The organism is Pseudomonas sp. Pmew2 (assembly GCF_058129885.1).
In genome coordinates, this window is sequence record NZ_CM176702.1 from 2,262,320 (window position 1) to 2,286,725 (window position 24,406).

22 protein-coding genes, 3 pseudogenes and 1 other annotated feature are annotated in these 24,406 nt (G+C 57.7%); of the genes and pseudogenes, 14 read left to right on the forward strand and 11 right to left on the reverse strand.

Annotation, left to right across the window (positions count from 1 at the left end):
* Positions 1–96 precede the first annotated feature (96 nt).
* Both AC4ANK_RS10395 and pcrP read right to left on the reverse strand, forming a co-directional pair.
* Positions 97–363 carry a DUF4404 family protein gene (locus tag AC4ANK_RS10395; RefSeq protein WP_002552893.1) on the reverse strand — a complete coding sequence of 89 codons (267 nt, stop codon included), beginning with the start codon at positions 361–363 and terminating at the stop codon, positions 97–99.
* Positions 364–466: 103 nt separating this feature from the next.
* Positions 467–1,075 carry an HAD superfamily inactivated hydrolase PcrP gene (gene pcrP, locus AC4ANK_RS10400; RefSeq protein ID WP_002552894.1) on the reverse strand — a complete coding sequence of 203 codons (609 nt, stop codon included), beginning with the start codon at positions 1,073–1,075 and terminating at the stop codon, positions 467–469.
* Between the two features lie 199 nt (positions 1,076–1,274).
* Between pcrP and AC4ANK_RS10405 the strand changes: the two genes are divergently transcribed.
* Entirely contained in the window at positions 1,275–1,976 is a 702-nt protein-coding gene (locus tag AC4ANK_RS10405) for an MlaA family lipoprotein (protein WP_004659844.1), read from the forward strand.
* An 88-nt stretch (positions 1,977–2,064) separates the two neighbouring features.
* Here the strand turns inward: AC4ANK_RS10405 and AC4ANK_RS10410 are convergent, their stop codons facing one another.
* Entirely contained in the window at positions 2,065–2,364 is a 300-nt protein-coding gene (locus tag AC4ANK_RS10410; protein ID WP_002552896.1) for a PilZ domain-containing protein, read from the reverse strand.
* Positions 2,365–2,631: 267 nt separating this feature from the next.
* Here AC4ANK_RS10410 and rssB point away from each other — a divergent pair, with 267 nt between their 5' ends.
* A complete protein-coding gene (gene rssB, locus AC4ANK_RS10415; RefSeq protein ID WP_002552897.1) occupies positions 2,632–3,816 on the forward strand; it encodes a two-component system response regulator RssB in 1,185 nt (394 codons plus the stop codon).
* The gene (gene rssC, locus AC4ANK_RS10420; RefSeq protein WP_002552898.1) at positions 3,813–4,298 is read left to right on the forward strand and encodes an anti-sigma factor antagonist RssC; all 486 of its coding nucleotides are present in this window, start codon (positions 3,813–3,815) and stop codon (positions 4,296–4,298) included. The genes rssB and rssC overlap by 4 nt, the downstream gene beginning before the upstream one ends.
* 85 nt (positions 4,299–4,383) lie before the next feature.
* Here the strand turns inward: rssC and tal are convergent, their stop codons facing one another.
* Both tal and AC4ANK_RS10430 read right to left on the reverse strand, forming a co-directional pair.
* A complete protein-coding gene (gene tal / locus AC4ANK_RS10425) occupies positions 4,384–5,310 on the reverse strand; it encodes a transaldolase (RefSeq protein WP_002552899.1) in 927 nt (308 codons plus the stop codon).
* Between the two features lie 208 nt (positions 5,311–5,518).
* A pseudogene (locus tag AC4ANK_RS10430) lies at positions 5,519–7,887 on the reverse strand (TonB-dependent siderophore receptor).
* 240 nt (positions 7,888–8,127) lie between these two features.
* Here AC4ANK_RS10430 and AC4ANK_RS10435 point away from each other — a divergent pair.
* The 4 genes from AC4ANK_RS10435 to AC4ANK_RS10450 all read left to right on the forward strand — a co-directional run bounded on the left by AC4ANK_RS10435 (position 8,128) and on the right by AC4ANK_RS10450 (position 11,530).
* Positions 8,128–9,372, forward strand: coding sequence for a M20/M25/M40 family metallo-hydrolase (locus AC4ANK_RS10435; protein WP_002552901.1), 1,245 nt, complete (start codon positions 8,128–8,130; stop codon positions 9,370–9,372).
* A 134-nt stretch (positions 9,373–9,506) separates the two neighbouring features.
* Positions 9,507–9,950 carry a S24 family peptidase gene (locus tag AC4ANK_RS10440; RefSeq protein WP_002552902.1) on the forward strand — a complete coding sequence of 148 codons (444 nt, stop codon included), beginning with the start codon at positions 9,507–9,509 and terminating at the stop codon, positions 9,948–9,950.
* Positions 9,951–10,028: 78 nt separating this feature from the next.
* Positions 10,029–10,268 (forward strand): hypothetical protein, encoded by a 240-nt coding sequence (locus AC4ANK_RS10445; RefSeq protein ID WP_002552903.1) that lies wholly within the window; start codon positions 10,029–10,031, stop codon positions 10,266–10,268.
* 134 nt (positions 10,269–10,402) lie between these two features.
* Positions 10,403–11,530 carry a sensor histidine kinase gene (locus AC4ANK_RS10450; protein WP_002552904.1) on the forward strand — a complete coding sequence of 376 codons (1,128 nt, stop codon included), beginning with the start codon at positions 10,403–10,405 and terminating at the stop codon, positions 11,528–11,530.
* Positions 11,531–11,644: 114 nt separating this feature from the next.
* Here AC4ANK_RS10450 and AC4ANK_RS10455 read toward each other — a convergent pair whose 3' ends face one another.
* Positions 11,645–12,169: a GNAT family N-acetyltransferase gene (locus AC4ANK_RS10455; protein WP_005734080.1), complete on the reverse strand. Its 525-nt coding sequence runs from the start codon at positions 12,167–12,169 to the stop codon at positions 11,645–11,647.
* 490 nt (positions 12,170–12,659) lie between these two features.
* Here AC4ANK_RS10455 and dusA point away from each other — a divergent pair, with 490 nt between their 5' ends.
* The 5 genes and pseudogenes from dusA (at position 12,660) to AC4ANK_RS10480 (ending at position 17,288) form a co-directional block, all read left to right on the forward strand.
* The gene (gene dusA / locus AC4ANK_RS10460; protein ID WP_044423748.1) at positions 12,660–13,679 is read left to right on the forward strand and encodes a tRNA dihydrouridine(20/20a) synthase DusA; all 1,020 of its coding nucleotides are present in this window, start codon (positions 12,660–12,662) and stop codon (positions 13,677–13,679) included.
* A gap of 194 nt (positions 13,680–13,873) precedes the next feature.
* Positions 13,874–15,106, forward strand: a pseudogene (locus tag AC4ANK_RS10465) (glucan biosynthesis protein D); the annotation flags it as partial.
* A gap of 42 nt (positions 15,107–15,148) precedes the next feature.
* A protein-coding gene (locus AC4ANK_RS10470; protein WP_095178853.1) for an IS3-like element IS51 family transposase occupies positions 15,149–16,371 on the forward strand; the annotation gives its coding sequence in 2 pieces (ribosomal slippage) (positions 15,149–15,434 and positions 15,434–16,371; 1,224 coding nt in all).
* Positions 15,427–15,543: a sequence feature (AL1L pseudoknot), on the forward strand. It overlaps the preceding gene by 117 nt.
* Positions 16,372–16,409: 38 nt before the next feature.
* Positions 16,410–16,676: pseudogene (locus AC4ANK_RS10475) on the forward strand (glucan biosynthesis protein); the annotation flags it as partial.
* A 180-nt stretch (positions 16,677–16,856) separates the two neighbouring features.
* Positions 16,857–17,288 carry a universal stress protein gene (locus AC4ANK_RS10480; RefSeq protein ID WP_002552909.1) on the forward strand — a complete coding sequence of 144 codons (432 nt, stop codon included), beginning with the start codon at positions 16,857–16,859 and terminating at the stop codon, positions 17,286–17,288.
* Positions 17,289–17,295: 7 nt separating this feature from the next.
* Here AC4ANK_RS10480 and AC4ANK_RS10485 read toward each other — a convergent pair whose 3' ends face one another.
* The 4 genes from AC4ANK_RS10485 to AC4ANK_RS10500 are packed head-to-tail and all read right to left on the reverse strand — an operon-like array spanning position 17,296 to position 21,939.
* Entirely contained in the window at positions 17,296–17,760 is a 465-nt protein-coding gene (locus tag AC4ANK_RS10485; protein WP_002552910.1) for a response regulator, read from the reverse strand.
* The gene (locus AC4ANK_RS10490) at positions 17,757–20,093 is read right to left on the reverse strand and encodes an ATP-binding protein (RefSeq protein ID WP_031594925.1); all 2,337 of its coding nucleotides are present in this window, start codon (positions 20,091–20,093) and stop codon (positions 17,757–17,759) included. The genes AC4ANK_RS10485 and AC4ANK_RS10490 overlap by 4 nt, the downstream gene beginning before the upstream one ends.
* A complete protein-coding gene (locus AC4ANK_RS10495; RefSeq protein WP_002552911.1) occupies positions 20,090–20,758 on the reverse strand; it encodes a response regulator in 669 nt (222 codons plus the stop codon). Before AC4ANK_RS10495 ends, AC4ANK_RS10490 begins: the two co-directional genes overlap by 4 nt.
* On the reverse strand, positions 20,755–21,939 hold the full coding sequence (locus AC4ANK_RS10500) for a sensor histidine kinase (protein ID WP_005746811.1): 1,185 nt from the start codon (positions 21,937–21,939) through the stop codon (positions 20,755–20,757). The genes AC4ANK_RS10495 and AC4ANK_RS10500 overlap by 4 nt, the downstream gene beginning before the upstream one ends.
* A 193-nt stretch (positions 21,940–22,132) precedes the next feature.
* On the opposite strand from AC4ANK_RS10500, the gene AC4ANK_RS10505 reads away from it, so the two are divergent.
* Complete coding sequence (locus AC4ANK_RS10505) at positions 22,133–22,657, forward strand: SgcJ/EcaC family oxidoreductase (protein ID WP_002552912.1); 525 nt, start codon at positions 22,133–22,135, stop codon at positions 22,655–22,657.
* A 72-nt stretch (positions 22,658–22,729) separates the two neighbouring features.
* On the opposite strand, the gene AC4ANK_RS10510 is transcribed toward AC4ANK_RS10505, so the two are convergent.
* Positions 22,730–23,266, reverse strand: coding sequence for an RNA polymerase factor sigma-70 (locus tag AC4ANK_RS10510; protein ID WP_002552913.1), 537 nt, complete (start codon positions 23,264–23,266; stop codon positions 22,730–22,732).
* Positions 23,267–23,582: 316 nt separating this feature from the next.
* Between AC4ANK_RS10510 and AC4ANK_RS10515 the strand changes: the two genes are divergently transcribed.
* Positions 23,583–24,341 carry a thioesterase II family protein gene (locus tag AC4ANK_RS10515; RefSeq protein WP_002552914.1) on the forward strand — a complete coding sequence of 253 codons (759 nt, stop codon included), beginning with the start codon at positions 23,583–23,585 and terminating at the stop codon, positions 24,339–24,341.
* Positions 24,342–24,406: the final 65 nt, after the last annotated feature.

Sequence of the window (24,406 nt, forward strand, 5' to 3'; positions counted from 1 at the left end):
GCGTCGGCATGCGTTGGGTGACGCTCTGCGTCACAACTCTACGCCTCACCATGCATCAGCGGCCTTACGCAGAGCCAGCAGAGCGGCATTCCCTAATCAGACTCCGATATTGCCCAGCGTCTGCACGATGTTGCGCAAGGTGCCAGCGATGGTCGGATGCTCCAGCTCGAAACGCTCGACGGCCAGGTTCACGCCGTCAGCCAAACTGCTGTCTTCATGGGTGGCGTTTTCCAGCTGAATTTCAGTTTCGATTTGTTGCATGAGTTCGTGAAGATTTTCCCGGTCAGACTCCGAAAGCGGGGGGTTATGCTCCAGTTGCTCGCGCAGGGTGTTGAGTTGTTCTTGCAGTTCGCGGGCGGGCATGACGTGCTCCTTGATTGATAAGTCTGTCTCATGGACTTCGCCGAAGAGCTAAAGGTCCATGATCACTCAAGACTAATCCAGTCAGTGCCTGGCTGCATGTGTATCAGGGTTTTTCACCTTTGCTGCGGCGTAATGCGATATCGGCCAGGCAGAACTCCAGATCGCCAAGGTGATCAATGACCGAGTGTACTCCCAGCGAATAGAGTTTGAGCGTGGCCTGCGCGCGTCGCTGCTCGCGTTCGGCGTCACTCAGTGCCTGCCATTGCGAAGGCGAAAGTCCGCACAGTGGCCCGCAAGACGCCAGGCCAATGGTCCACAGCCCGGCATTCAGCCCGGACTGCAACAGGCGTGGGTCGCCGCTGATCAGCACGCAGCCATCCAGCTGGCTGACCTTCAGGGCCATCAGCGCCATCCAGCAAGCATCCGGGGCGGGCCATTTGGCGGTTGGGCGAGGGGCGGGAATCATCCAGTCACTTACTGGTTCAGCCAGCGTAGCGCTGACGGTTTCAGGCAGCTCGTCAAGCCAGGCGCAAGGCATTCCCTGATCACGCAGAGTCCGCAGAATATCCTTTGCGCCAGGTGTGAGCTGTGTGAGCTCATTGCCTGGTGTAAGCGAGGTCGCGGCCTGCGCACCGAAGTCCACCAGACAGCCGCTAAGGCCGAACAGCAGGGCGGGAAAGGTTGGCAGAGGCGTGAGGACCGGCGCGAGCATGAGGATCTCTCTGAAATATCCAGAAACGCTACCGGTATTTTGTGACACTTCGATGAATGTGCGATGACGGGGGTTTATCCGGAACCCTTTGCTGACAGACCTGCCTTATTCTCGACAGAAGGCTTTATACTCCCTGTCCTAGCGTGTGGGGCGTAGCACCCGCGTCATTATTTCGATATCTCGATCAGGAGTGTCAGCTATGCCCGTGACCGGTGCAGGCTTTATCAAGCGTTTGCTGCAATTGTCCCTCTGTGCCGGCATTGCGCTGGTGCCGGTAGCCGTTCAGGCAGCCGAAGATGACCCGTGGGAAGGCATCAACCGCTCCATTTTCAGCTTCAACGATACCCTCGACGCTTATACGCTCAAGCCGCTGGCTAAGGGTTATCAGTACATCGCGCCACAATTTGTCGAAGACGGTATCCATAACTTCTTCAACAACATCGGCGATGTCGGCAACCTGGCGAACAACGTGCTGCAAGCCAAGCCTGAAGCGGCCGGTGTCGACACTGCGCGCCTGATCGTCAACACCACGTTCGGGCTGCTGGGTTTCATTGACGTGGGTACCCGCATGGGCCTGCAACGCAACGATGAAGATTTTGGCCAGACACTGGGCTACTGGGGTGTGCCGAGCGGCCCGTTCGTGGTGATTCCGCTGCTGGGTCCAAGCACCGTGCGTGATGCCTTCGCCAAATACCCGGACACCTACACGTCTCCATACCGCTACATCGATCATGTGCCGACCCGTAACACGGCGCTGGGCGTCAACCTCATCGATACGCGTGCCAGCCTGCTGTCTGCCGAGCGTATGGTCAGCGGTGATCGTTACACGTTCATCCGTAACGCTTACCTGCAGAACCGCGAGTTCAAGGTCAAGGACGGAAAGGTCGAAGACGATTTTTAATCGACACTTTGCCTCTGCGTGAATCAATAAAGGCGACCCTGGGTCGCCTTTATTATTTTTTGAAAGTGTGAAGTAATTCCGCCTGCAGTCAGCGCATCGAGACGATGGAAAGCCCCAGTTTCTGTCCGCCGCCTTCTTCGTCATTGACCCACACCACCTCGGTTTCGGCCTCAAGTCCCTTGAGCGCAGGATGATCAGAGTCGATGCTCACGCTAAGCTTGTCCCCGACCTGGAATGAGCGTGGTGCCTGGACCTGCATGCCTGAGCTGGAAAGGTCAATGCATACGGCGGGAATCACCTGGCCCGCGTGGATCAGGTTGACGTCTGCTTCGACGCGCATGCGGATGTAATCCCGCTTTTCCTCGTAGTTGCGATCATTTCCACTCATGTACAGTCCTTCGTTTTAGTTGCTGATTTGTGAGTTCTTATAACTCCGGGTGATTTGCGATGTAAAGAGCGCAAAGTGAGGATAGGAGCATGCTTGAAACACCCGTCGGATGGGAGTACCGTCTGCGCCTTGAAGGGCACCTCTGAGACACGCCACGCACATCCAGTTGTCGCGTGTTATTACGGAGAGGCTAGAAGCGAATCCAGTAAGCTGGCTCCGGAAACACCGGGCCGCCTACGCCAACCTGATCTGGCGCCGTTTGCCCCCATGCCAAAAACCAGTGCCAAGCTGCTGATTATCGATGACGACGACGTAGTGCGCGCGAGCCTTGCCGCCTACCTTGAAGACAGTGGCTTCAGCGTTCTGCAAGCGAGTAATGGCTTGCAGGGAATTCAGATGTTCGAGCAAGAGAACCCCGATCTGGTGGTCTGCGATCTACGCATGCCTCAGATGGGCGGGCTTGAGCTGATCCGTCAGGTCACCGCCATCGCTCCGCAGACGCCTGTCATCGTTGTATCCGGTGCGGGCGTGATGAGCGATGCGGTAGAGGCCTTGCGCCTCGGCGCTGCCGATTATCTGATCAAGCCCCTTGAAGATCTTGCCGTGCTGGAGCATTCAGTGCGTCGGGCGCTGGATCGGGCTCGTCTGCTTACTGAAAACCAGGTCTACCGCGAAAAGCTGGAAAAGGCCAATCGCGAACTTGAAGCCAGTCTTCACCTGTTGCAGGAAGACCAGGACGCGGGTCGGCAAGTGCAGATGAACATGCTGCCAATCACTCCGTGGTCGATTGACGAATTCAAGTTTGCCCATCAGATCATTCCGTCGTTGTATCTGTCCGGCGATTTTGTCGATTACTTCAGGGTCGACGAACGGCGTGTTGCCTTCTACCTGGCAGATGTTTCAGGTCACGGTGCTTCATCGGCGTTCATCACGGTGCTGCTGAAGTTCATGACGACTCGGCTGCTGTTTGAATCCAGGCGTGGCGGAACACTGCCGGAATTCAAACCGTCGGATGTACTGGGGCATATCAACCGCGGGCTTATCAGTTGCAAGCTGGGCAAGCACGTTACGATGGTCGGCGGTGTTATTGATGAAGAGTCAGGTAAACTGACTTATGCCGTGGGTGGTCATCTGCCACTGCCGGTGTTGTATTCCGAAGGGCAGGCGCGTTATCTGGAAGGTCGCGGCCTACCGGTCGGTTTGTTCAACGAAGCGACCTATCAGGATCACGAAATCGACCTGCCAGCATCCTTCAGTCTGACCATGTTGTCTGATGGCATACTGGATCTGTTGCCCGGTGATACACTCAAAGAGAAAGAAGCCGTCCTTCCCGAGTTGGTCAAGACGGCTGGCGGCAGCCTGGATGGCTTGCAGCGGGTTTTTGAATTGGCAACGCTAGGGGAGATGCCGGATGATATCGCCTTGTTAGTGTTAAGCAGGAATCTTGAATGAGTACCGGTAGAATCCAGTTCGCCGAGCAGGAAGGCACCTTCGTTCTCAAGTTCGTGGGTGAAGTGCGGTTGACGCTGTGTTCGGCTCTGGATGCGACTATCGAGCGTATCTTCACTGCGTTGAATTTCTCGGCGGTGGTCATCGATCTTACCGAGACGCGCAGCATTGACAGCACCACGCTTGGCTTGCTGGCCAAACTTTCGATCCTGTCGCGCCAGAAGGTTGGACTGTTGCCGACTCTCGTGACCACTCACGAGGACATCACGCGCCTGTTGCAGTCGATGGGCTTTGATCAGGTGTTCAACATCGTTGACCGGCCCCTGCCGCGGCCTGAGAGCCTGACTGACCTGCCCTCGCAGGATCAGTGCGAGGAAGTGGTAAAGGCCAAGGTACTTGAGGCGCACAAGATTCTCATGGGCCTTAACGACTCGAATCGTGAAGCGTTCCATGATCTGGTCAATGCACTGGAAGGTCAGCGCTAGGCGCCATTGGCGTCTGTCCTTCTGATCACTGAACGACAGGCAGCAAAAAGGGCGACACCCGTTAAGGTGTCGCCCTTTTTCGTTATCAGGCTTTTGCGGAGAGCAGCGCTTCCAGCTTTTCCTGATCGCGAGCGAACTGACGAATGCCTTCAGCCAGTTTTTCAGTGGCCATGGCATCTTCATTGGAGGCCCAGCGGAACTGGCTCTCGGTCAGGCTCTGACGAGCCTCACCGGCATTGCCCGGTGCAAGCTTGCGTTCCAGCGTACCGGTATCTTCAGCCAGTTTCTTGAGCAGGTCGGTGCTGATGGTCAGGCGATCACAGCCCGCCAGCTGTTCGATCTGGTTCAGATTGCGGAAGCTTGCCCCCATGACCACGGTTTTGAAGTCGTTGGCCTTGTAGTAGTTATAGATGCGCGTCACAGACTGCACACCCGGATCCTCTGCGCCAACGTAGTCGATGCCTGAAGATTTCTTGTACCAGTCGTAGATACGGCCCACGAACGGAGAAATCAGGAACACGCCAGCCTCGGCACAGGCGATTGCCTGGGCGAAGGAGAACAACAACGTCAGGTTGGTCTGAATACCGTCCTTCTCCAGCTTCTCAGCGGCACGGATACCTTCCCACGTGGCTGCCAGCTTGATCAGCACCCGATCACGTTTGATGCCGGCGGCATCGTAAAGGCCGATCAAGCGCTCGCTGCGCTCGATCAGGGCATTGGTGTCGAACGAGAGGCGTGCGTCCACTTCAGTGGATACGCGGCCCGGAACCACCTTGAGAATTTCCTGACCGATGGCGACTGCAAAGCGGTCGCAGGCCAGGCCGATGTCACCCTTGGCACCGCTGAATGCGTCGGCGAGCATCTGAGCGTTGTTTACGTCGGATGCGGCCTTGAGCAGCAGCGAAGGGTTGGTGGTGGCGTCCTCTGGTTCGAGGCTTTTGATTGCGCCGAAGTCGCCGGTATCAGCAACAACGGTAGTGAATTTCTTGAGTTGATCCAGCTTGGAAGTCATGAGCGTGCTCTGTCCTGTGCGGTTGGATGACATTACCCGAGCGCTGCCGACCACTCAAGGCCGCAGCGTTTCCTGCTGCCGATGATAGGCCCTGAGGGACGGCATTGTCGTGAATACCTTTGTCGAGACTGTTTTTGAGCCTCGCACGCACTGCTTGTTCCCTTGATGTGAATTTAACGGCTATCAGGCAGCTTGCAGCGTGCAAGAGTCAGAGCGACCACTTCAGCGAGACCATCAGGTTGCGCGGGTCACCGTAAACGCCGCTACCGGTCGCCAAGGGAATGCCCTGCCAGTATTTTTCGTCGAATACGTTGTTGAGGTTGACCCGCGCGTCCCAGTGCTCGTCGAAGCGGTAGCCTGCCATCAGTCCCACAACCGCATAGGCGTCCTGCTCGGAGTGACCGGTGCCGACCCGGTTGTACGTCTCGCTTTGCGCCAGAACGTCGACACCCACGCGCCATTTGTTCAGGTTGCCGGGCAGGTGATAGGACGTTGCTGCCTTGAACAGGTGTTTCGGTTGATTGGGCGCAAACAGGTCGCCCTTGTCATTGGTCCGGTCCTTGACGTACTGGCTCAACACCAGTGTGTAGGAGGCGGAAGCCTGCCAGTCAGGTGTCAGCTGGCCGCTGATTTCTGCGTCGATCCCTCGGCTGCGCACTTCACCGGCTGCTTCGTAGCAGACGCGATTCTGCTGCTGGCAAGTGACTGGCGGATTGACGATGGCGTACGCGCGGTTTTCCTGGGTCATGTCGAAGACTGCAAGCGATGCGTTCAGACCACCGTCGAAGTATTCGCCTTTCAGGCCGATTTCGTAACTTTCGCCCGTCATCGGGTCCAATACGCCGCCTCCCACGTCCAGTTGGTTCTGCGGCTTGAAGATCTCGGTATAGCTTGCGTAGGCCGAGTAGGTATCGTTCAGGTCATAGACGATGCCGGCATAAGGCGTGACCTCACGAATGACTTTGTAGTCACCATTGCTGGCCGAACGATTCTGATAGTCGTACCAGCTTACCCGGCTGCCGACGATAACGTGCAATGGATCAATCGGATTGAAACGTGCGGCGGCGTAGACGCCTTCCTCGGTGGCGGTGTTCTGATTGACGTAGGCGGTACGCGTGGCAGGGTCCGGTTTTGCAATGAGATTGGGGTTGAAGGTGTAGATATCGACCGGTGTAGAGCCGTAAAAGCCGCCTTTCTGATCAAACTTTTCTTCGCGCCGACTGACGCCGAGCATCAGCTCGTGCTGCCGGCCAAACAGCTGGAATGGACCGGACAGCGAACCATCCAGACTGGTCTGCACGTCTGTGGTGTCGTACTCGCCAGCCGCCTGGCCGTAACCGGTGCCACTGGCGGTCAGGTAGTTGGAGTACATGTCGGATTCAGCCCAGATTCTGGTCGCCGCCAGTTTGCTGCTCCAGCCGTTGTCGAAGCGATGAGTCAGGTCCGTGAAAACACTGACGTTTTCCCTGTCCCAATACGCCCAGTCGTTACTGAGGAAGGTGGAACGTGGCAGGTGAAGGTTTTCACCGTTAGGGCCGGATGGCAGGCTGCCCCAGTCCGACGTTGCATCATCGCGCTGCTTCGAGGCTCCTATGGTCCAGGTGGTCGACTCGTTAAGGTCGGCTTCCAGAACGCCATAGAACGTCTGACGCTCTTTATCGCGCTCATCGACAAAACTGTTGCCCGTTTCATAGGCTGCCACCACCCGGCCACGTAACGTACCGGAATCGTTGAGCCTGTTCGACGCGTCCACCTCGGTACGGTAGCGGTCCCAGCTCCCGGCGCTGGTGGTCACGCTGACTTGCGGGGTAGCAGTAGGGCGCTTGCGAATCAGATTGAGTGTCGCCGAGGGGCTGCCTGCACCGGTCATCAGCCCCGTAGCGCCGCGTACCACTTCAACGCGGTCGTACAAGGCCAGGTCAGCACGGAGATGGTATCCAGTGTAAAGGTGCTGACGATGGTCGGCAGACCGTCATACATCAGGTTATCGATGGTAAAGCCGCGCGCCAGAAACTGCTGACGGTCCGAGCCGAATTTGCGCAGTGTCACGCCGGGTGCATATTTGACGACATCATTGAGGTCGTTCATGCCCTGATCTTCAATTCGCTGGCGAGTGATCACGCTTACCGACTGCGGCGTCTCGCGAATCGAAAGGGGCAACCCGGTCGCGCTGCTCATCGAGCCCGTGGTGTACGAACCGCTGCCTTCTGTGGTGGCCATTCCTGCAATGCCCGCCTGAGCGCTGATGTCCACGTTGCCCAGCGTCATCGAGCCACCGCTCGATGGCTGGAACACCCTCACAGCATTGCCCTGTACCTGCGTATCTAGGCCGCTGCCCAACAATAGCTGATTCAATGCCTGAGCCGGTTCCAGGCTGCCGCTAATGGCTGGAGCCTGCTTGCTTGCAATCAATTTGTCATCCACTGATATCTGCATACCGCTCGCTTGGCTCAGCTGTGCGAGCGATCTGGAAAGCGCCTGTGCAGGCAGATCGAGTTGAACGGGACTGGCCAGAGCGGCGGCCGACAGACCGAGAGTCACAAGGCTGGCCAACGAAGGTAGAAGCGGACGAAGCATTGGGGTAATTCCTGCAGGAACTGGGACGTGGCGGGACACCTGGATGATGGTGTGCTGGCTGGCAGGTCGTGACAGACGGCAGCGGAGGGCGAGACTAACAAATTTTTCACATTTTATTAAATGCTAATCACTATCAGTTAAACTCTCATACATATTTGTCTGATGAGACTCGCTTGTGGCGTCGAGCAGTGCATTGGGGTAAAGATGCTGTTCAACTCGCGATGATCTGAAGGAGCCAGCATGCATTCACGACGTTTCCCCATCACCGCCGCAATCGGCTTTTCATTGTTTTCCATGGGCGTCATCGCCGCCGAGCTGCCATCTGATCTGTTACTGAAAAAAGCCCAGGCCGAACAACAGTCCTACCTCAAAACCGTCCGGCAACTCGTGGATATTGATACGGGCACTGGTCAGGCACCCGGACTGAAAACAGTCAGCGCGATGCTGGTGGAGCGTCTCAAGGCATTGGGTGCCGAAGTTTCCACCACGCCGGCAGACCCTTCTGCGGGTGACAACATCGTTGGCAGGTTCAAAGGCAATGGCACCCGGTCCTTTCTGCTAATGGTCCATTACGACACGGTCTTCGGGCCGGGCACTGCCGCCAAACGCCCGTTCAGGCTCGACGGCGAACGCGCCTATGGTCCCGGTGTGGCAGATGCGAAGGGCGGCGTGGCGATGATTCTGCATTCGCTGCAACTGCTGCAGGACCAGAATTTCAAGGATTTCGGCACGCTCACCGTGCTCTTCAATCCGGACGAGGAAACCGGCTCCAGCGGGTCGAAGAAAGTCATAGCCGAACTCGCTAGCCAGCATGACTACGTGTTTTCCTATGAGCCGCCTGACAAAGACGCCGTGACTGTCGCTACCAATGGCATCAATGGCTTGCTCCTCGACGTCAAAGGCAAGTCGTCACACGCAGGTTCGGCCCCTGAAGCCGGGCGCAATGCGGCGATCGAGTTGGCGCACCAACTGCTGCAACTCAAGGACCTTGGCGATCCTGGGAAGGGTACGACCGTCAACTGGACGCTTGTCAAAGGCGGTGAGAAGCGCAACATCATCCCGTCCAGCGCTTCGGCCGAGGCGGACATGCGCTATTCCGATCCGAGCGAGAGCGACAGGGTGCTCGCCGACGGTCAGCGGATTATGAAGAAAACCCTCGTTGAAGGCACCGAAGTGACCTTGCGCATGGAAAAAGGCCGTCCGCCACTGGCCAGGAATCCGGGTTCCGAGCAACTGGCGAAAACCGCGCAGACGCTCTATGAAAAAATCGGTCGCAGTGTCGAGCCGATCGCCATGCGCTTCGGCACCGATGCGGGCTACGCCTACGTACCGGGTAGCGCAAAGCCTGCCGTGCTGGAAACCATGGGTGTTGTCGGGGCCGGCTTGCATGCGGACAATGAGTACATCGAACTGTCGAGTATCGCTCCCAGGCTTTACCTGACGGTGGCGCTGATTACCCCCTTGTCGCAAGGTGAGGCGCCCTGACAGTCAGCGGATGTTGACCGTGCATCGGGTTGAGTCCACGCCATTTGTCGATGGGTCGGGTAGTGGAGATTGACCTGGCGCCTGATAAACGATTAACTGTATATGTATACAGTTAATCATAAAAGGCTCGCCCCATGAGTGTCACATTCCTTGGCCCCTTGTCGGCAGAGGGCATCAAGCTCCCTTTGCTATCCTTGTCATCCGTCGGCTCCAGGTCGTCAGTGGTCGAGAAGCATGTCTCTATCGCAGAGCTTTGTGAGGTCCGTGAGCCGCACGTTTATCTGGCCAGGGTCGAGGATGAAGGGATGCAGGGAGGCGGCATGCGCACCGGTGACATGCTGGTTGTCGACCGTAGTCAGTACGCCGAGCACGGTGACATCGTCGTCGCCTCACTCAACGCAAGGCAGATGTGTCGGCGTTTGCACATGCGTGGCGACGTCGTGATCCTCAAGTCCGAACACCCGGATTATCCACCACTGCATGTCACTGACCACGACGACCTGATCATTCTGGGTGTGGTGACCTACAGCCTGAAAAACCTTCTTGAAGGGCGCACCGCCTCTTCAGCTCATCGATGATCGGGCTCATGGCCTTGCATTGCACGCTTCACCGTGATCTGCTGCCGACCCTATGGTTTTAACCCGGAAATTGAGCGAATGCAGGAACAACTTGACCAGTTACGGCTCCCCAAGGCTGTCCAGGGGGCTATCAGTGATCTGGTAAGAGCGCTCGAGGCAACCAGCACCCGCGCTGACGTGGAGGCCGAAGGGGCGTTGCAGATCGAATACATTCACGGTCTTGAGACAAGCAGAAAGCTGCGTCCCGCCGATGCCGAGGCGCTCTACATCATTTTTGACGACGCAGTTCAGGCTCGTTTACAAGCGCTTTCCGATTAGCTCCGGGCCTCGATATTTTTCTGGTCTGCGTGAAATTCATTTAACAAATGTATCCGTCTTTTTGATCGGAGTTGGTGTTTAACTCGCCCCACGAATCTGCAATTCGCGGGGTTCATTTTCGGGTTTTAATTGCTATGCGGTTATCGGGCTTCATCCTTGAGAACATCGAGCCTATTGTACTGGAGTGGACCGACTTCGCGCGCACCATGTCCACGCTCGGCGAGCCTCTGGATACCAAGGAGCTCAGAGATCACGCCGAGCAGATGCTTCGAGCCATTGCCACCGATTTGAGGACTGATCAGTCGTCGCAGCAACAGGTCGAAAAATCTCAGGGCCAGGTCGTATCGCAAGAAGACACCGCGGCGAAAAGCCATGCGATCACTCGATTGATGTCAGGTTTCACCATCGATCAGGTGGTCTCGGAGTTTCGAGCGTTACGCGCGAGCGTGATAAAACAATGGATGATGCGCGCGACCTCGGACACCCAGCAGCAGATGGAGGACATGATCCGCTTCAACGAAGCAATAGATCAGGCTCTCGCGGAATCCATCTCCAGCTATACCGGTGCGGTTCAGGCCTCGCGCAATATCTTTCTGGGCATCCTCGGGCACGACTTGCGTACACCGTTAAGTGCCATATTGCTGGGTGCAGACGTGCTGTTGCGTACCAATGACCTGGGCGCGCGGCCGACCAAGGTGGCATCAAGGATCTACTCAAGCGTGAAACGAGCCAATCAGATCGTTGGCGATCTGCTCGACTTCACACGGTCACAGATCGGTCCCGGCATTCCGTTGAAAAAGACTCAGACAGACATCCAGCCCGTCTGTGCTCGCATCGTTGACGAATCGCGTACGGTCAATCCAGAGGCGGATATTCACCTCACTTCCAACGATCCGGTCATTGGCAATTTTGATGGTGATCGCCTGGAGCAGGTCTTCTCGAACCTCATTGGCAATGCCATACAACACGGCAACAGCCGCGACCCTGTCGAGGTAACGCTGGCAGCTTCTGACGGCACACTTCAGTTCACCGTGCACAACACAGGCAGTCCAATTCCCGAAGACGTGCTTCCTTTTATCTTCAACCCGATGGATCGCTACTCGCCCGAGAAAATGACTGACAACGGTCCCTACTCAAGCCTTGGGCTTGGCTTGTTCATCGTCGCCAAGATCGTCGATGCCCATGGCGGGCGTATTGAAGTGACATCAAAAGCGGATCTGGGAACTACGTTTGCGGTGTTTATTCCGCTGAATGCGGAGTGAGCCCCCGACAGATGGCGCTTGTGTCATCTGTCTTTCTCGATCGACTGCGTCTTCGCGTAAAAGCCTTTGTACGGTGCCGCCGTGTAGTAGTTGTCCGGGTAGCTTCCGTCTCGTCTAACGTGACCGACTAAAGGGCAACTCATACCTCACCTCTACCAGCGCCACACCCCCACGCTCGAGGTTGCGCTCACTCCCTGCCTGCTCAACGCATCCTGCCTTGCGATAAAACCGGATAGCTCTTTCATTGCGGGTCAACACCCAAAGCGTTAAGCGCTGATACCCTTGCTTCACCAAGTACTGCAGGCCAGCTTCCCACAAGGCTGACCCGACGCCAGTTTGCCAATACCTGGCCAGGACGTAGATGGACATGACCTCGCCTGCGTTTCCCCCGGTGATATCTTCGTCACGGCTGGCACCGACTGATATCCAGCCGACCACCTGCTCGTTCAACTCCGCGACCAATACGCAAGGCTCGCCCGATTCAATCGAGCGAACCCAAAATGATTCACGCTGAGCCAGATTCGCTTCCAGCGAATTCAAGTATTCGGCCGGCATCAGGTCACGGTATGCGTCTTGCCAACTGCTGACATGCACCTGGGCAATGGCCTTTGCGTCAGAGGGGCGCGCCATGCGAATCATTGATCTACTCCTTCTTTGCACGCTGAATACCTGGTTAGACCGTTTTGGTACGCATGCCGATGAGGGCGCAGATTGCTATGAACTTCTGACGTGATGCTCATATCACCTCGACGTCAGACTTCTTCATAACGAACTTCCGGTTTCGTACATACCTCCTCGCCAGTAACCGGCTGCGCCCACCAAGCTGCGCAAGGATAAACGCCAGCAGTTACCATTTGAGATATCGAGCAGAATTTGACTTCTATCCCCACTGGCCCTTGACCTAAGCCACCTACTGCACTCCACAGCCTGCCTTCCTGTTAAACTGCCGCGCATTCCTGACAATCCGTATCTGCGCCGTGAGACCAGTGGTTTTACCTTCGCGTTTACGTGCTGTGATCGTACCCATCTCAAATTGCAACATTTCCAGCGTCGATTGCTACATTGTGACGACCGCTTGCTGAAAATGAATCAACCCGGGTAGGAGCGGCTGCATAAAAGATCAATTCACATGACAACTGAAAACCACGAAACCCCTACAACCATTAGCCAATCAGCCACCACACTGTCCCGCCGCTTCTCCGTCGCCCCGATGATGGACTGGACCGACCACCATTGCCGCTACTTCATGCGCAAGCTCTCAAAGCATGCCTTGCTCTACACCGAAATGGTCACCACCGGTGCCTTGCTGCACGGCGACCGCGAGCGGTTCTTGCGTCATGACGAGACCGAGCACCCGCTGGCGTTGCAGTTGGGCGGTAGCACGGCGGCGGACCTGGCTGCCTGTTCCCGGCTGGCTGAAGAGGCGGGCTACGACGAGGTCAATCTGAACGTCGGTTGCCCGAGTGATCGGGTGCAGAACAACATGATCGGCGCGTGCCTGATGGCGCATCCTGAGTTGGTGGCGGATTGCGTGAAGGCGATGCGCGATGCGGTTGGTATTCCGGTTACGGTCAAGCACCGGATAGGTATCAATGGCCGCGACAGCTACGCCGAGTTGTGTGATTTCGTTGGCAAGGTTCAGGAGGCGGGTTGCGGGAGTTTTACGGTTCACGCCCGTATCGCGATTCTCGAAGGACTGTCTCCCAAGGAAAACCGCGATATTCCGCCGCTGCGTTATGACGTGGTCGCGCAACTGAAGTCTGACTTTCCTGACCTGGAGATTGTACTCAACGGCGGCATCAAGACGCTGGAGCAGTGCAGCGAACATTTGCAGACCTTCGACGGCGTCATGCTGGGCCGTGAGGCTTATCACAACCCGTATCTGTTGGCGCATGTTGATCAGCAGTTGTTCGACAGCACTGCGCCGGTTATCAGTCGTTACGATGCGTTGGAGTCGATGCGGCCGTACATTGCGGCGCATATTGCCAGCGGTGGCAACATGCACCATGTCACTCGGCACATGCTCGGGCTTGGTTTGGGTTTCCCCGGCGCACGGCGTTTCCGTCAGTTGCTGTCGGTTGATATACACAAGGCCGAAAATCCCATGCTGTTGCTGGATCAGGCAGCGGCGTTCCTTGAGGGGCATTGAGTTAATCGGACGAGCTGAACGGGTGTATTTGGCGGACTGATCTATGCTCAGGTCTACCGCCCACCAGATCTACCCCCACCAGGTCACTTCCCACCATGTTGAATCGACGAAACTTTCTCGAGTTTTCTTCGATATCTGCTCTGTTGTTCGTATCAGGTATCCCTTCTTCCTCACAGGCTGACGAGCCGCTGAAAATGGGCGATAGCGAGCCCTTTTCGTTTGATCTTTTAGGGCAGCGCGCAAAAGAGGCCGCCTCACAGCCGTACATTGTGCCGTCAACTCTTTCGGCGGAGGTACTGGCGAAACTGGACTACGACGCTCACGGCAAGATTCGCTTCAAGCCGGAGTACGCATTGTTCGCGGAGGGACCGGGCCAGTTTCCTATCACTTTTTTTCACCCGGGGAAGTTTTTCCCCAAGCTGGTGCGGCTCTATGTCGTCGATAAGGGTGCTGCCAAGGAAATTCTCTACGATCAGGCGTATTTCGACATGCCCGAAGACAGCCCTGCGCGTCAGTTGACTCAGGGTGTTGGCTTTGCCGGGTTTCGCTTTCAGGAAAGTCGAACAGGCGATCAGCAAAAACTGGATTGGCGTAATAACGATTGGACGGCTTTTCTCGGCGCTGCGTACTTTCGTGCCATTGGCGAGCTGTATCAATATGGACTTTCCGCACGTGGTATCGCGCTGGATGTCGCCCAGCCCGAGCGTGCGGAAGAATTTCCCGACTTCACTCACTTCTGGTTTGAATCGCCGGACAGCAATACATCCGACTCGGTCGTTGTCTATGCACTGCTTTACGGGCCGAGCATCTGTGGGGCGTATCGCTTTGCCATACAGCGGGGCAAAGGGGTGGTCATGGAGGTCGAGGCCGCACTGTTCATGCGCGGCGAAGTGCAAAGGTTCGGCATCGCGCCGATCAGCTCAATGTACTGGTTCAGTGAACAGACCAAGAAAACAGCTGCTGACTGGCGGCCCGAGGTGCATGACTCCGACGGACTGGCGATCTGGACCGGTGCAGGCGAGCGAATATGGCGACCGTTGAACAACCCGCCGAGAACCATGGCATCTGCCTTCAGCGACAATAACCCGCGAGGTTTCGGTCTGCTGCAGCGGGATCGCGAATTCAGCCATTACCTGGATGGCGTGCATTATGAACGGCGGCCGAGCCTGTGGGTCGAGCCCTTGGGCGATTGGGGGAAAGGCGCCGTACAGTTGGTTGAAATTCCTACAGACGATGAGATCCACGACAATATCGTCGCCATGTGGGTACCTGAAAAACCGGCAGGCCCTGGAACAGATTACCGGCTGCGTTATCGTCTGCACTGGCTGGCGGACGAGCCATGCCCCGGTGAGTTGGCTCATTGCGTAGCGACTCGTTTCGGTAATGGTGGCCGGCCAGGACAGACGCGGCCGCAAGGCGTGAACCGCCCCGGGTTTCTCGGAGACTCCAACCTTTGAGAGGATGGAGCGATGAAAAAACTACCGAAGTATTCCCCAGAGGTCCGTGAGCGGGCCATCAGGATGGTTTTCGAACACCTTCCTGAGTACGAGTCGCAGTGGGCCACCATCAGTGCCATTGCCCCCAAGATCGGCTGCACGCCCGAGACATTACGGCTGTGGGTTCGCCAATCTGAGCGCAACAGCGGCCAGCGTGATGGGCTGAGCACAGTCGAACGTGAGCGAGTCAAGCTCTTGGAGCGTGAGAACCGTCAGTTGCGTCAAGCTAACGAGATCTTGCGTAAGGCCTCAGCCTATTTTGCCCAGGCGGAGCTCGACCGCCCATTCAAACGATGAAGACGTTTATTGATGAAAACCGCCAGTCTTACGGGGTCGAGCCGATTTGCAAGGTGTTGCCAATCGCCCCGTCGACGTACTACCGGTACGCTGCTCAGCAGGCTGACCCCAGCCAGCAGTCAGCGCGTGCGCAGCGTGACCAGGAACTGGGTGAGCACATCCAGCGAGTCTGGGATGAGCACTTCCAGGTATATGGCGTGCGCAAGGTCTGGCGACAATTGCTGCGTGACGGACTGCAAGTCGCCCGCTGTACGGTGCAACGTCTGATGGGAGAGCTGGGCCTGCAAGGCGTGGTACGCGGCAAGCCCGTCAAGACGACGGTCAGCGACCAAGCCAGGCCGTGCCCGCAGGATCATGTCAACCGTCAGTTTGTGGCTGAGTGCCCGAACGCCCTATGGGTATCGGACTTTACCTACGTCAGTACCTGGCAGGGTTTTGTTTACGTGGCCTTCATCATTGATGTCTTTGCCCGATTCATCGTCGGTTGGAAGGTGTCCAGTTCAGCGCGTACCGATTTTGTACTCGATGCACTGGAGCAAGCCCTTTACGCCCGTCGCCCAGTCAAGCAGGGTGGACTCATTCACCACAGTGACCGTGGCGTGCAGTACGTGTCCATTCGCTATACCGAGCGTCTTGTCGAAGCCGGTATTGAGCCATCGGTCGGGAGTGTCGGTGACTCTTACGACAATGCTTTGGCTGAGACCATCAATGGTCTTTACAAGGCTGAAGTGATTCATCGACGCTCTTGGCCCACACGGGGGGCGGTGGAGCTGGAAACCCTGAAATGGGTGGACTGGTTCAATCACCGCCGCCTGCTGGAGCCAATCGGTCATATTCCACCGGTCGAAGCAGAAGCAATCTATTATCAGCAACTCACCGAGTCTGCCCAGGTGGCATGACTCAAACAAAAGGGTCTCCGAGAAACCCGGGGCGGTTCAGCGTGCGAAAATTTGTCGTCGAATTTCAGGGCCGCACTCTGGAAAAAGTGCCGTTCAATACGTTTCCGGAAGCGGTATTGTCCAGCTCAAGAGGGACTTTCTCCAATATTTTCACCGAGGCAGTGCCTGACGGTCTGGCGGGGCATTGGCGGGCGCAATTCGACCTGACGGTAGAAGGTGCAGAACCGGTAGACATGCGTCTGTATCTGCGACTGGGTGAGCTAACTTTAACCGAGAGCTGGCTGTACCAATACCATCCATTCTGACGGAGGATACCTGTCGCAGTCAGCGCTTTAGCTATCAACAGTGGCAGAGGGGAGAGGTCGGGGCGCGCCGGTTGTAAAGGCCAGCACACATTGTCCTGAATCAACAAGCTGCCGTTCAGCAGTGGTTGCCCACCAGCCAACGGATTATATTGATCGCATACCCCCTCAAGGAAAGCGCACATGCACAAAGTTTTGGTTCCCTTCGACGGCTCCGAGCACGCCATGCGTGCCTTGGGCTATGTCATCGAATTGTCTGGCGACCTCACCAAATCGCTTGAGGTGCATATCCTCAATGTGCAGGCCAGCCCCATTGATTACAGCCTTTATCTGGCCCCCGACATGATTGATGGTGTGAAGGCCGGGCTGACCAATGAAGGCAAGCGGGTGCTCGATGATGCGATTGCGCTGCTGACCGCGGCGGGCGTGCCGTTCCAGGCCCATGTCGAGCTGGGCAACGTCGCCGAGCAGGTAGAAGCCGAGGTTCAGCGATTGGGGTGTGATGCTGTGGTCATGGGCACCCGCGGGCTAGGCAACTTTGGCGGCCTGCTACTGGGCTCGGTAGCCACGCGGGTGATCCATGAAGTGTCAGTGCCGGTGACGCTCATCAAATAAAGACGCCTCACTGCTGCGCCAGCGTCCGTGGCTGGCGCAACAGCTCGATGTTTTCCGGCGGCACCAGCTTGCGCAGCGATTTATACAGCGCGCGGGTTTCCAGCAGGTTCCAGATACGCAGCATGGTTTCCAGCGCATCCAGCGGCTTGCTGATGAAATCCCGTGCGCCCAGCGCCAGTGCGCGTAGTCGGGTATCGCGTGTCGCGTCGGCGGTCAGCACCATGATCGGCAGATAGTCATTGGCCGGAATGCGCCGGTTGAGCTGTTCCAGAACCGCAAAACCATCGAATTCGGGCATGTGTAGATCAAGCACCACCAGGTCCGGCTCAAAGCTGTTGAACAGGTCCAGCGTGCGCAACGGCTCGGTGCTGCTCAGCACATTGGTCAGGCCCTCGCGGGCAAGCAGTTGCTCCATCAGATCAAGGTTGGGCCGCTGGTCGTCAATGATCAGAATGCGAAAATCTCCGGTCATGTTGGCTCCGGTAAATACTGGTCCAGGAGGGCAAGAAACACCGGCACCTGAATGGGTTTGGTCAGAATGGCCGTTGCACCGGCCTGTTTCAGTTCGCAACTGGCTTTATCACTGGTGTCAGCTGTAATCATCAGGACGGGGGTATTGGCCGTAGCCGGCAAGCGCCGCAGACGATGCAGCACCTCAAGGCCTTTGATGTCCGGCAGGTTCAGGTCCAGCAGAATCAGCTGAGGAGCATGCTGGCGGGCCAGATCCAGCCCCAGCTGCCCCTGCATGCTCGACAGCAGCTGGATACCGGGCCTGCGCTGCATCAGCGTCTCGATCAAGGCCATGCTCGAAAGGTTGTCTTCGATGCACAGCAGCTTGCCGTGATAAGCAGGGCGAGCAGGCAGGCGGGCGACAGGGGCGGCGTCAGCAGGCATGCCAGTCTGTGGCAGGGGAGCTGTGGGGGCGTGCACCAGAACAAGTGGCAGCTCGAGTATGAAGCGGCAGCCTTCAGCCGGTGTGTTCTGCACTGACAGGGTACCGTGCATCATTTCCAGCATGCTTTTGCTCAGCGCCAGCCCCAGCCCGGTGCCCTCGACGCTCGGGTTGGCATCCAGTCGTTCGAACGGTTTGAACAACTGCCCGATACGCTCTGGCGCAATTCCGTAGCCTGTATCGATTACGCTCACGGTAACGCGCTCGTCCGACTGCTCGACTTCAATCCGCACCTGACCTTCGGGACGGTTGTATTTGATGGCGTTGGACAGCAGGTTGAGCAACACCTGAATCAAGCGCTGGCGGTCCGCGACCACGCCAAGCTTGTCAGGCAATTGCGGCAACGCCTTCAATTCGATGTTGGCATCAGCCGCCATCGGCGAGACCAGCACCAGCGCTTCTTCAAGTACGCTCGACAGTGATACCGGTTCCAGGCTCAGGGACACATGCCCGGCTTCGATTCTGGCGATGTCGAGCACTTCATTGATCAGTTTCAGCAGGTGCTGACCGGCTCTCAGGATATGGCCGATTTGCGGTCGCTGGCTTGCAGGCGAGTCCATGTCCAGCAACTGGGCAAAGCCCAGAATCGAGTTCAGGGGCGTGCGCAACTCGTGGCTCATGCGCGAGAGAAACTCGCTTTTCGCCCGGCTGGCCCGCTCGGCTTCCTCGCGGGCCGTACCCAGGGCTATTTCGGCGACACGACGATCACTGATGTCACGGGTGATCTTGGAAAAGCCGCGCAGTTCATCATTGCCATCGTATTGGGCGGTAATCACCACGCTGGCCCAAAAACGGCTGCCGTCCTTGCGTCTGCGCCAGCTTTCTTCTGTGTAGCGGCCGTTGACCGTTGCTTCACGCAATGCCATGTCAGGGTGTTGCGGACATTCCTCCGGCAGGTAGAAAACAGAGAAGTGCTTACCGATGATCTCTTGCTCTGTGTAGCCCTTGATACGCTCGGCACCTGCGTTCCAGGTGGTGACATAGCCGTTGCGGTCCAACGCAAATATGCCGTAGTCCTTCACGCCTTCGATGATCAGCCGCAAACGTTCTTCATTGTCGCGCAGCGCGCGTTCGCGTTCGGCGAGCAATTGACCGGCTTCGACCAGTCGGGTGCCGAGCTGGCCTATTTCGTCCTTTTCCGGGGGTTGGGGCAGCAACGGGTGCCCGAGCGCCAGCCGCTGAGCATTGCGTTGCACCTGATGCACCCTGGCCACGATGCCTTTGGACAGCATCAGCACGGCAAGAATGGCTCCGAATATTCCGCAGGCGGCTGCCAGCAGGGTCGAGCGCAGCAGGCGTTCGCGGGTAGCGGCCGCCGCTTCGGTGCGTTCGGCGAGCAAGGCGTCTTCGCGCTCGCGCATGATGCCGATCCGCTCGCGCAACTGGTCGAGCACGTACTTGTTTTCGACCAGAATGCGGGCAACGGTTTGTTGATCTTCCATGCTCATCGAGCGCAGTTTTTCCAGGCCGTCGACCTTGGTGTTGATCAGCGGCTCGATGGCTTTGAGGTGTTCGCGCATCTGCTCATCGCGCACATTGTCGTTGAGTCGCGCCAACGCCGCCCCGATCAGCGGCTGCGCGTTGATGTAGCCAGGCAGGAAGTCTTCCTGATGAGTCAGCAGGTAGCCGCGTACGCTGGCCGCACCTTCTGCGATCTGGGTGTGCAGTGTCTGGATGTCGCCTTGCACCAGCAGCACACGGCGTACATCTTCCTCTGCCTGAGCGGTCTGGCGTTCAGCGATATAGATGAGCACCAGCGAGAACATGAGAATCGCCAGGGGCAAAGAAATGGCCACCAGCGCCTTGCCGCGTAACGGAAGGTCTTCCCAGCGACTGCTTCCGGTTGTCGTCATCGCCACTCGCTCGTCGACTGGCTCACCAGGCCCAGCGCCACGCCACGCACGGCGGCCTGAGTACGGTCCGAGGCACCCAGTTTGCCGATGACTTTTTCCACGTGTGCCTTGGCGGTGCCGGTAGTAATGCCGAGTTTTTCGCCGATTTCACGATTGCTGAAGCCGCCCGCCACCAGTCCCAGTACCTGACGTTCGCGAGGTGTGAGGGATTCCGGCAGGGCTGCGCCACTGGTGTTGCGCTCGGTCATGCGCCTTAGCAGGCGCGCACTGACGGTGCTGTTCAAGGCTTCTTCGCCACGGGCCACACGTTGCAGACCGGCGATTACTTCGTCGCGGCTGGCGTCCTTGAGCAGATAGCCCACCGCCCCTGCGCTGATCGCGGCTTCCAGATGATCAGTGCTGTCGTCCATGGTGAAAATCACCACTTTCAGGTCCGGCATACGCTGCTGGAGAATTCGCGCAGCGCCCAGTCCGTTGAGCACTGGCATGCGAATGTCGAGAATTGCGATGTCCGGTTGCAGTTCCTGGCACAGGTCGATGGCTTGCTGGCCGTCTGCGGCCTGGCCGACCACTTCGAATTCCGGATGCCCCGCCAGCAGCGAGACGAACCCGGTGCGGGTCACTTCATGATCGTCCGCCAAAACCAGTCGCACAGTGTCAGTCATGTTGTTGCCTTGTCTGCGGTAAAAGGGACGATGGCGCGCAGCCGGGTGCCGCGCTCAAGGCGGCTGAAGCAGGTCAGGCGACCGCCCAGAAGGCTGGCGCGTTCCTGCATGGCCACCAGGCCCAGCTTTTGAACGCTACTGCCGTTACGCGGCTTTTCGGTGATGAAACCCCGGCCGTTGTCTTCCAGGCTTAGTGAAACATTGTCGTTACTCAGTTCCAGCGCCAATTCTACGCGGCTGGCACCGGCGTGTTTGAAGACATTGTTGATGCCTTCCTGAGCGATGCGGAATAACGCAATTTCCAGATGGCTGGGCAAGCGTGCCTGGGAACGCGAAGTCCACTGCACGGCGATGCCCGCTTCACGCAGCCGGTCGGCTTCCTTGTCGACTGCCTGCAACAGCCCGAAATCATCCAGCACGCTGGGTCGCAGACCGCTGATCAACTGCCGACCTTCACCGACGCAGTGCTGCGCCAGCTTGAGAATGGCTTGCAGGTCGGCATCCAGCGGTTCAGGCAGTTCCGGACAGCGACCGGCAAAACCCTGCAGTCGCTGGTGCAGACCGGCGAGTGTCTGGGCCAGCCCGTCGTGCAGGTCGTAGGCCATGCGTTTGCGTTCGTCTTCCTGAGCGGTGAACAACTGGCGGACCAGTTCGGACATGGTGCGCTCTCTGACGACCAGTGCTTCAAGCAGTCGATTGTTTTCCAGATGTGCCGCCAGCAACGTTGCCAGCAGTTGCAGGGACTCGATGTCCTCATTGTCCGGGGCATTGATGCCTACGCTGTTGGCCAGCATCAAGGTGCCGAAACAGCCTTCGTCGGCACCACGCAACGGCAATAACAGCACACAAGGCAAGTCGGGACCGCTGCGCTCCAGCCATTGCGGGCCGATGGCCAGCGGGTCGGCAACTGTTTCAAGGGTACTCAGGCGGTCGGCATTGCCATGGCTGGCGGTGGTCTGCACATTGTTGTCGGTGCCCCATTCCAGCAGCAGGCCATGGTCCATGGCGACGAATGCGCAGGCGCGCTGCAGCACTCGCTGGCGCATGGCCTCGGGAGGTAATTGGGTCAGCTCCTGACCGGTATCCACTAACAGACGCAGGCGAGCAGCGCGGCTTTGCGACTGGCGATACTGATTGCGGATTGCCAGCGCGCTTGCCGGGTCATGGGGGGGGCTTTGCATGGGGAGCTCCAGCGAGGGTGGATGCCCGCGCGGGCATAACGGAAGTGACGCTATTAGAACTTTATCAGGAGATAAAGCCTATCTGCCGATTGGCATACACAGTTAACCCCGGTTGGCCGATGGCGCGCAGTGGCGGGGAGGGCAAAGTGGCACTCACTGAATCCCTGAACAGATACCCCGTAGGAGAGTAGCGATGAAAACTAAATTGACCGCCCTGGCCCTGTTGCTGGCTGTGAGTGCACCGATGGTTCAGGCTGCTGCCGAGCCGTCCGGCTACACCTACCGCATGGTGGCCGAGACGCCAAGCAATGTGAATGACAAGGAAATCGCCGGTCTGTTTGACCGTTGGAACAAGGCCCTGCAGACCGGTAACTCGAAGACAGTCGCCTCGTTGTATGCGCAGGACGCAGTCTTGCAGCCTACGGTCTCCAACAAGGTGCGTGCTACTCCGGCAGAGATCACCGACTACTTCGATCACTTCCTGGCGCTTAAACCGGTTGGCGAGATCAACTACCGTGAGATTCGTCGTCTGGGGCCTGATGCCGCTGCGGACAACGGTGTCTACACCTTCACTCTGACGGCTGCAGACGGCAAGAAAACCAAGGTACAGGCGCGTTATTCGTTCCTTTACCACCGCATCGGCAACGAGTGGAAGATTCTCAACCACCACTCTTCGGCCATGCCGGAAGTACAGCCTGAATATCAGGTCAGCCGCTGATCGACTGTCTATTCAAGGCAGAAACAAAAAATCCGGAGCCAGTGCTCCGGATTTTTTTGTATTTCTGAATTATCACGCTTCAGCGTTGGCACCGTTGACCTTGCGGCAATGAACAAGCGCATCGCGGATCATGAAGTTGACCAGCGTCGGCGACACACCCAGTTCCTTGGCGATGTCCTTTTGTGGCACGCCGTGCAGACGGTACATCTCGAACGCGTAGCGGGTGCGGGGCGGCAGTTCGGTCAGGGCATCGGCAATTTTCTCCAGGCTGGAGAAGTTGATGTGCGAGGTTTCCGGCGATGCACCCTGAATGACCACATTCAGCCCCTCGGCCTCGGGGCCGGTGTATTTCTGTTCCAGCGCCTGTTTGCGGTAATGATCGATGGCCAGATTGCGCACGATCTGAAACAGGTAACTGAGCTGGGCCTTGAAAGTCAGCGTGGCTTGAGGTGCCGAGCGCAGTCTGAAAAAGGCGTCCTGCACTACGTCCTCGGCCCGGGACCGGCAACCCACGATGCGCGCCGCGATTTTGACCAGCAGCAAGTAGTTGTCGACGAATGCCTGGAGTAATGGTGAGTCGCACTTACTTGTGATTACGTGTTCCGTCATGGAATTCACCTTGCTGCTTGAACAATTGAGGGGGAGGGCCGCAGGAGGGGCAGCGCCGTCACATGGGGCAACAAATTAGCCTTAATGATAATTATTGTCAAATGCGAAAGCCAATCAGCGCACTTTAACAGTGCGGCCTCGTCAGGCGCGCTCTCGCGACGCGCATCTCCACTAATTATTTGCAGACGCCATCCGTTCTCATTGGTGACAGGCCCGACCACGGTTGCGGCCAGGGAATACCTTAGGAGAACCCCATGCGCTTCGATCACGCGCAACGCCGCTTTCACATCCGCGCCAACAGACGGACGGTTCAGATATGAGTACGTCCGTGAGCCTGACGCTGTTCTGCCTGCCTTTTTCCGGCGCCAGCGCGATGTTCTACAGCCCCTGGCGGCGCAAATTGCCGGAGTGGCTGAACGTACGGCCTCTGGAGCTTCCCGGCCGCGGTATGCGTATGGACGAGGCGTTGCAGACCGATATCGTGCAAATGGCCAACCGTCTGGCCGACGAAATCAGCGCCGAGCTGGACAAGCCCTATGCGTTGTTTGGCCACAGTCTGGGCGGGCTGCTGGCCTTTGAGCTGGCGCACGCCTTGCGCGAGCGCGGTCTGCCCGCACCGCTGGCGCTGTTCGCATCAGCGACTGCCGGTCCGGTGCGCCGCGATGTCAGCGAATACGTCGCCGCCAAGACCGATGCGCAACTGATCGACCGGCTGCGCACGCTCAAGGGCACCAGCGAAAACGTCATCGCCAATCAGGAGCTCATGCAGTTGATGCTGCCGATCCTGCGCGCCGATTTTCTGCTCTGCGGCAGCTTTGTGTATGGCGTGCGCGAGCCACTCAGCGTGCCGATCCATGTATTTGGCGGCAAGCAGGACAGCATCAGCGTCGAGGAACTGCTCGACTGGCAGGAAGAGACCCGCACCGGATTCTCTTTGGACATGTTCGAGGGCCATCACTTTTATCTGGTCGACGAGCAAACACAGCTGCTCCGTCTGCTGCGGCGCTATTGCGAACAGCACCTGGCCCGCTGGCGCAACAGCACCTCACGGCAAATGAACCGGGCCGCCGGTTGACCCTGTTTGCCTTGCGCGCGGCCTCTCTGCAGGGCGCGTGTCTTTTTTTGAAATTCAGATCTTAT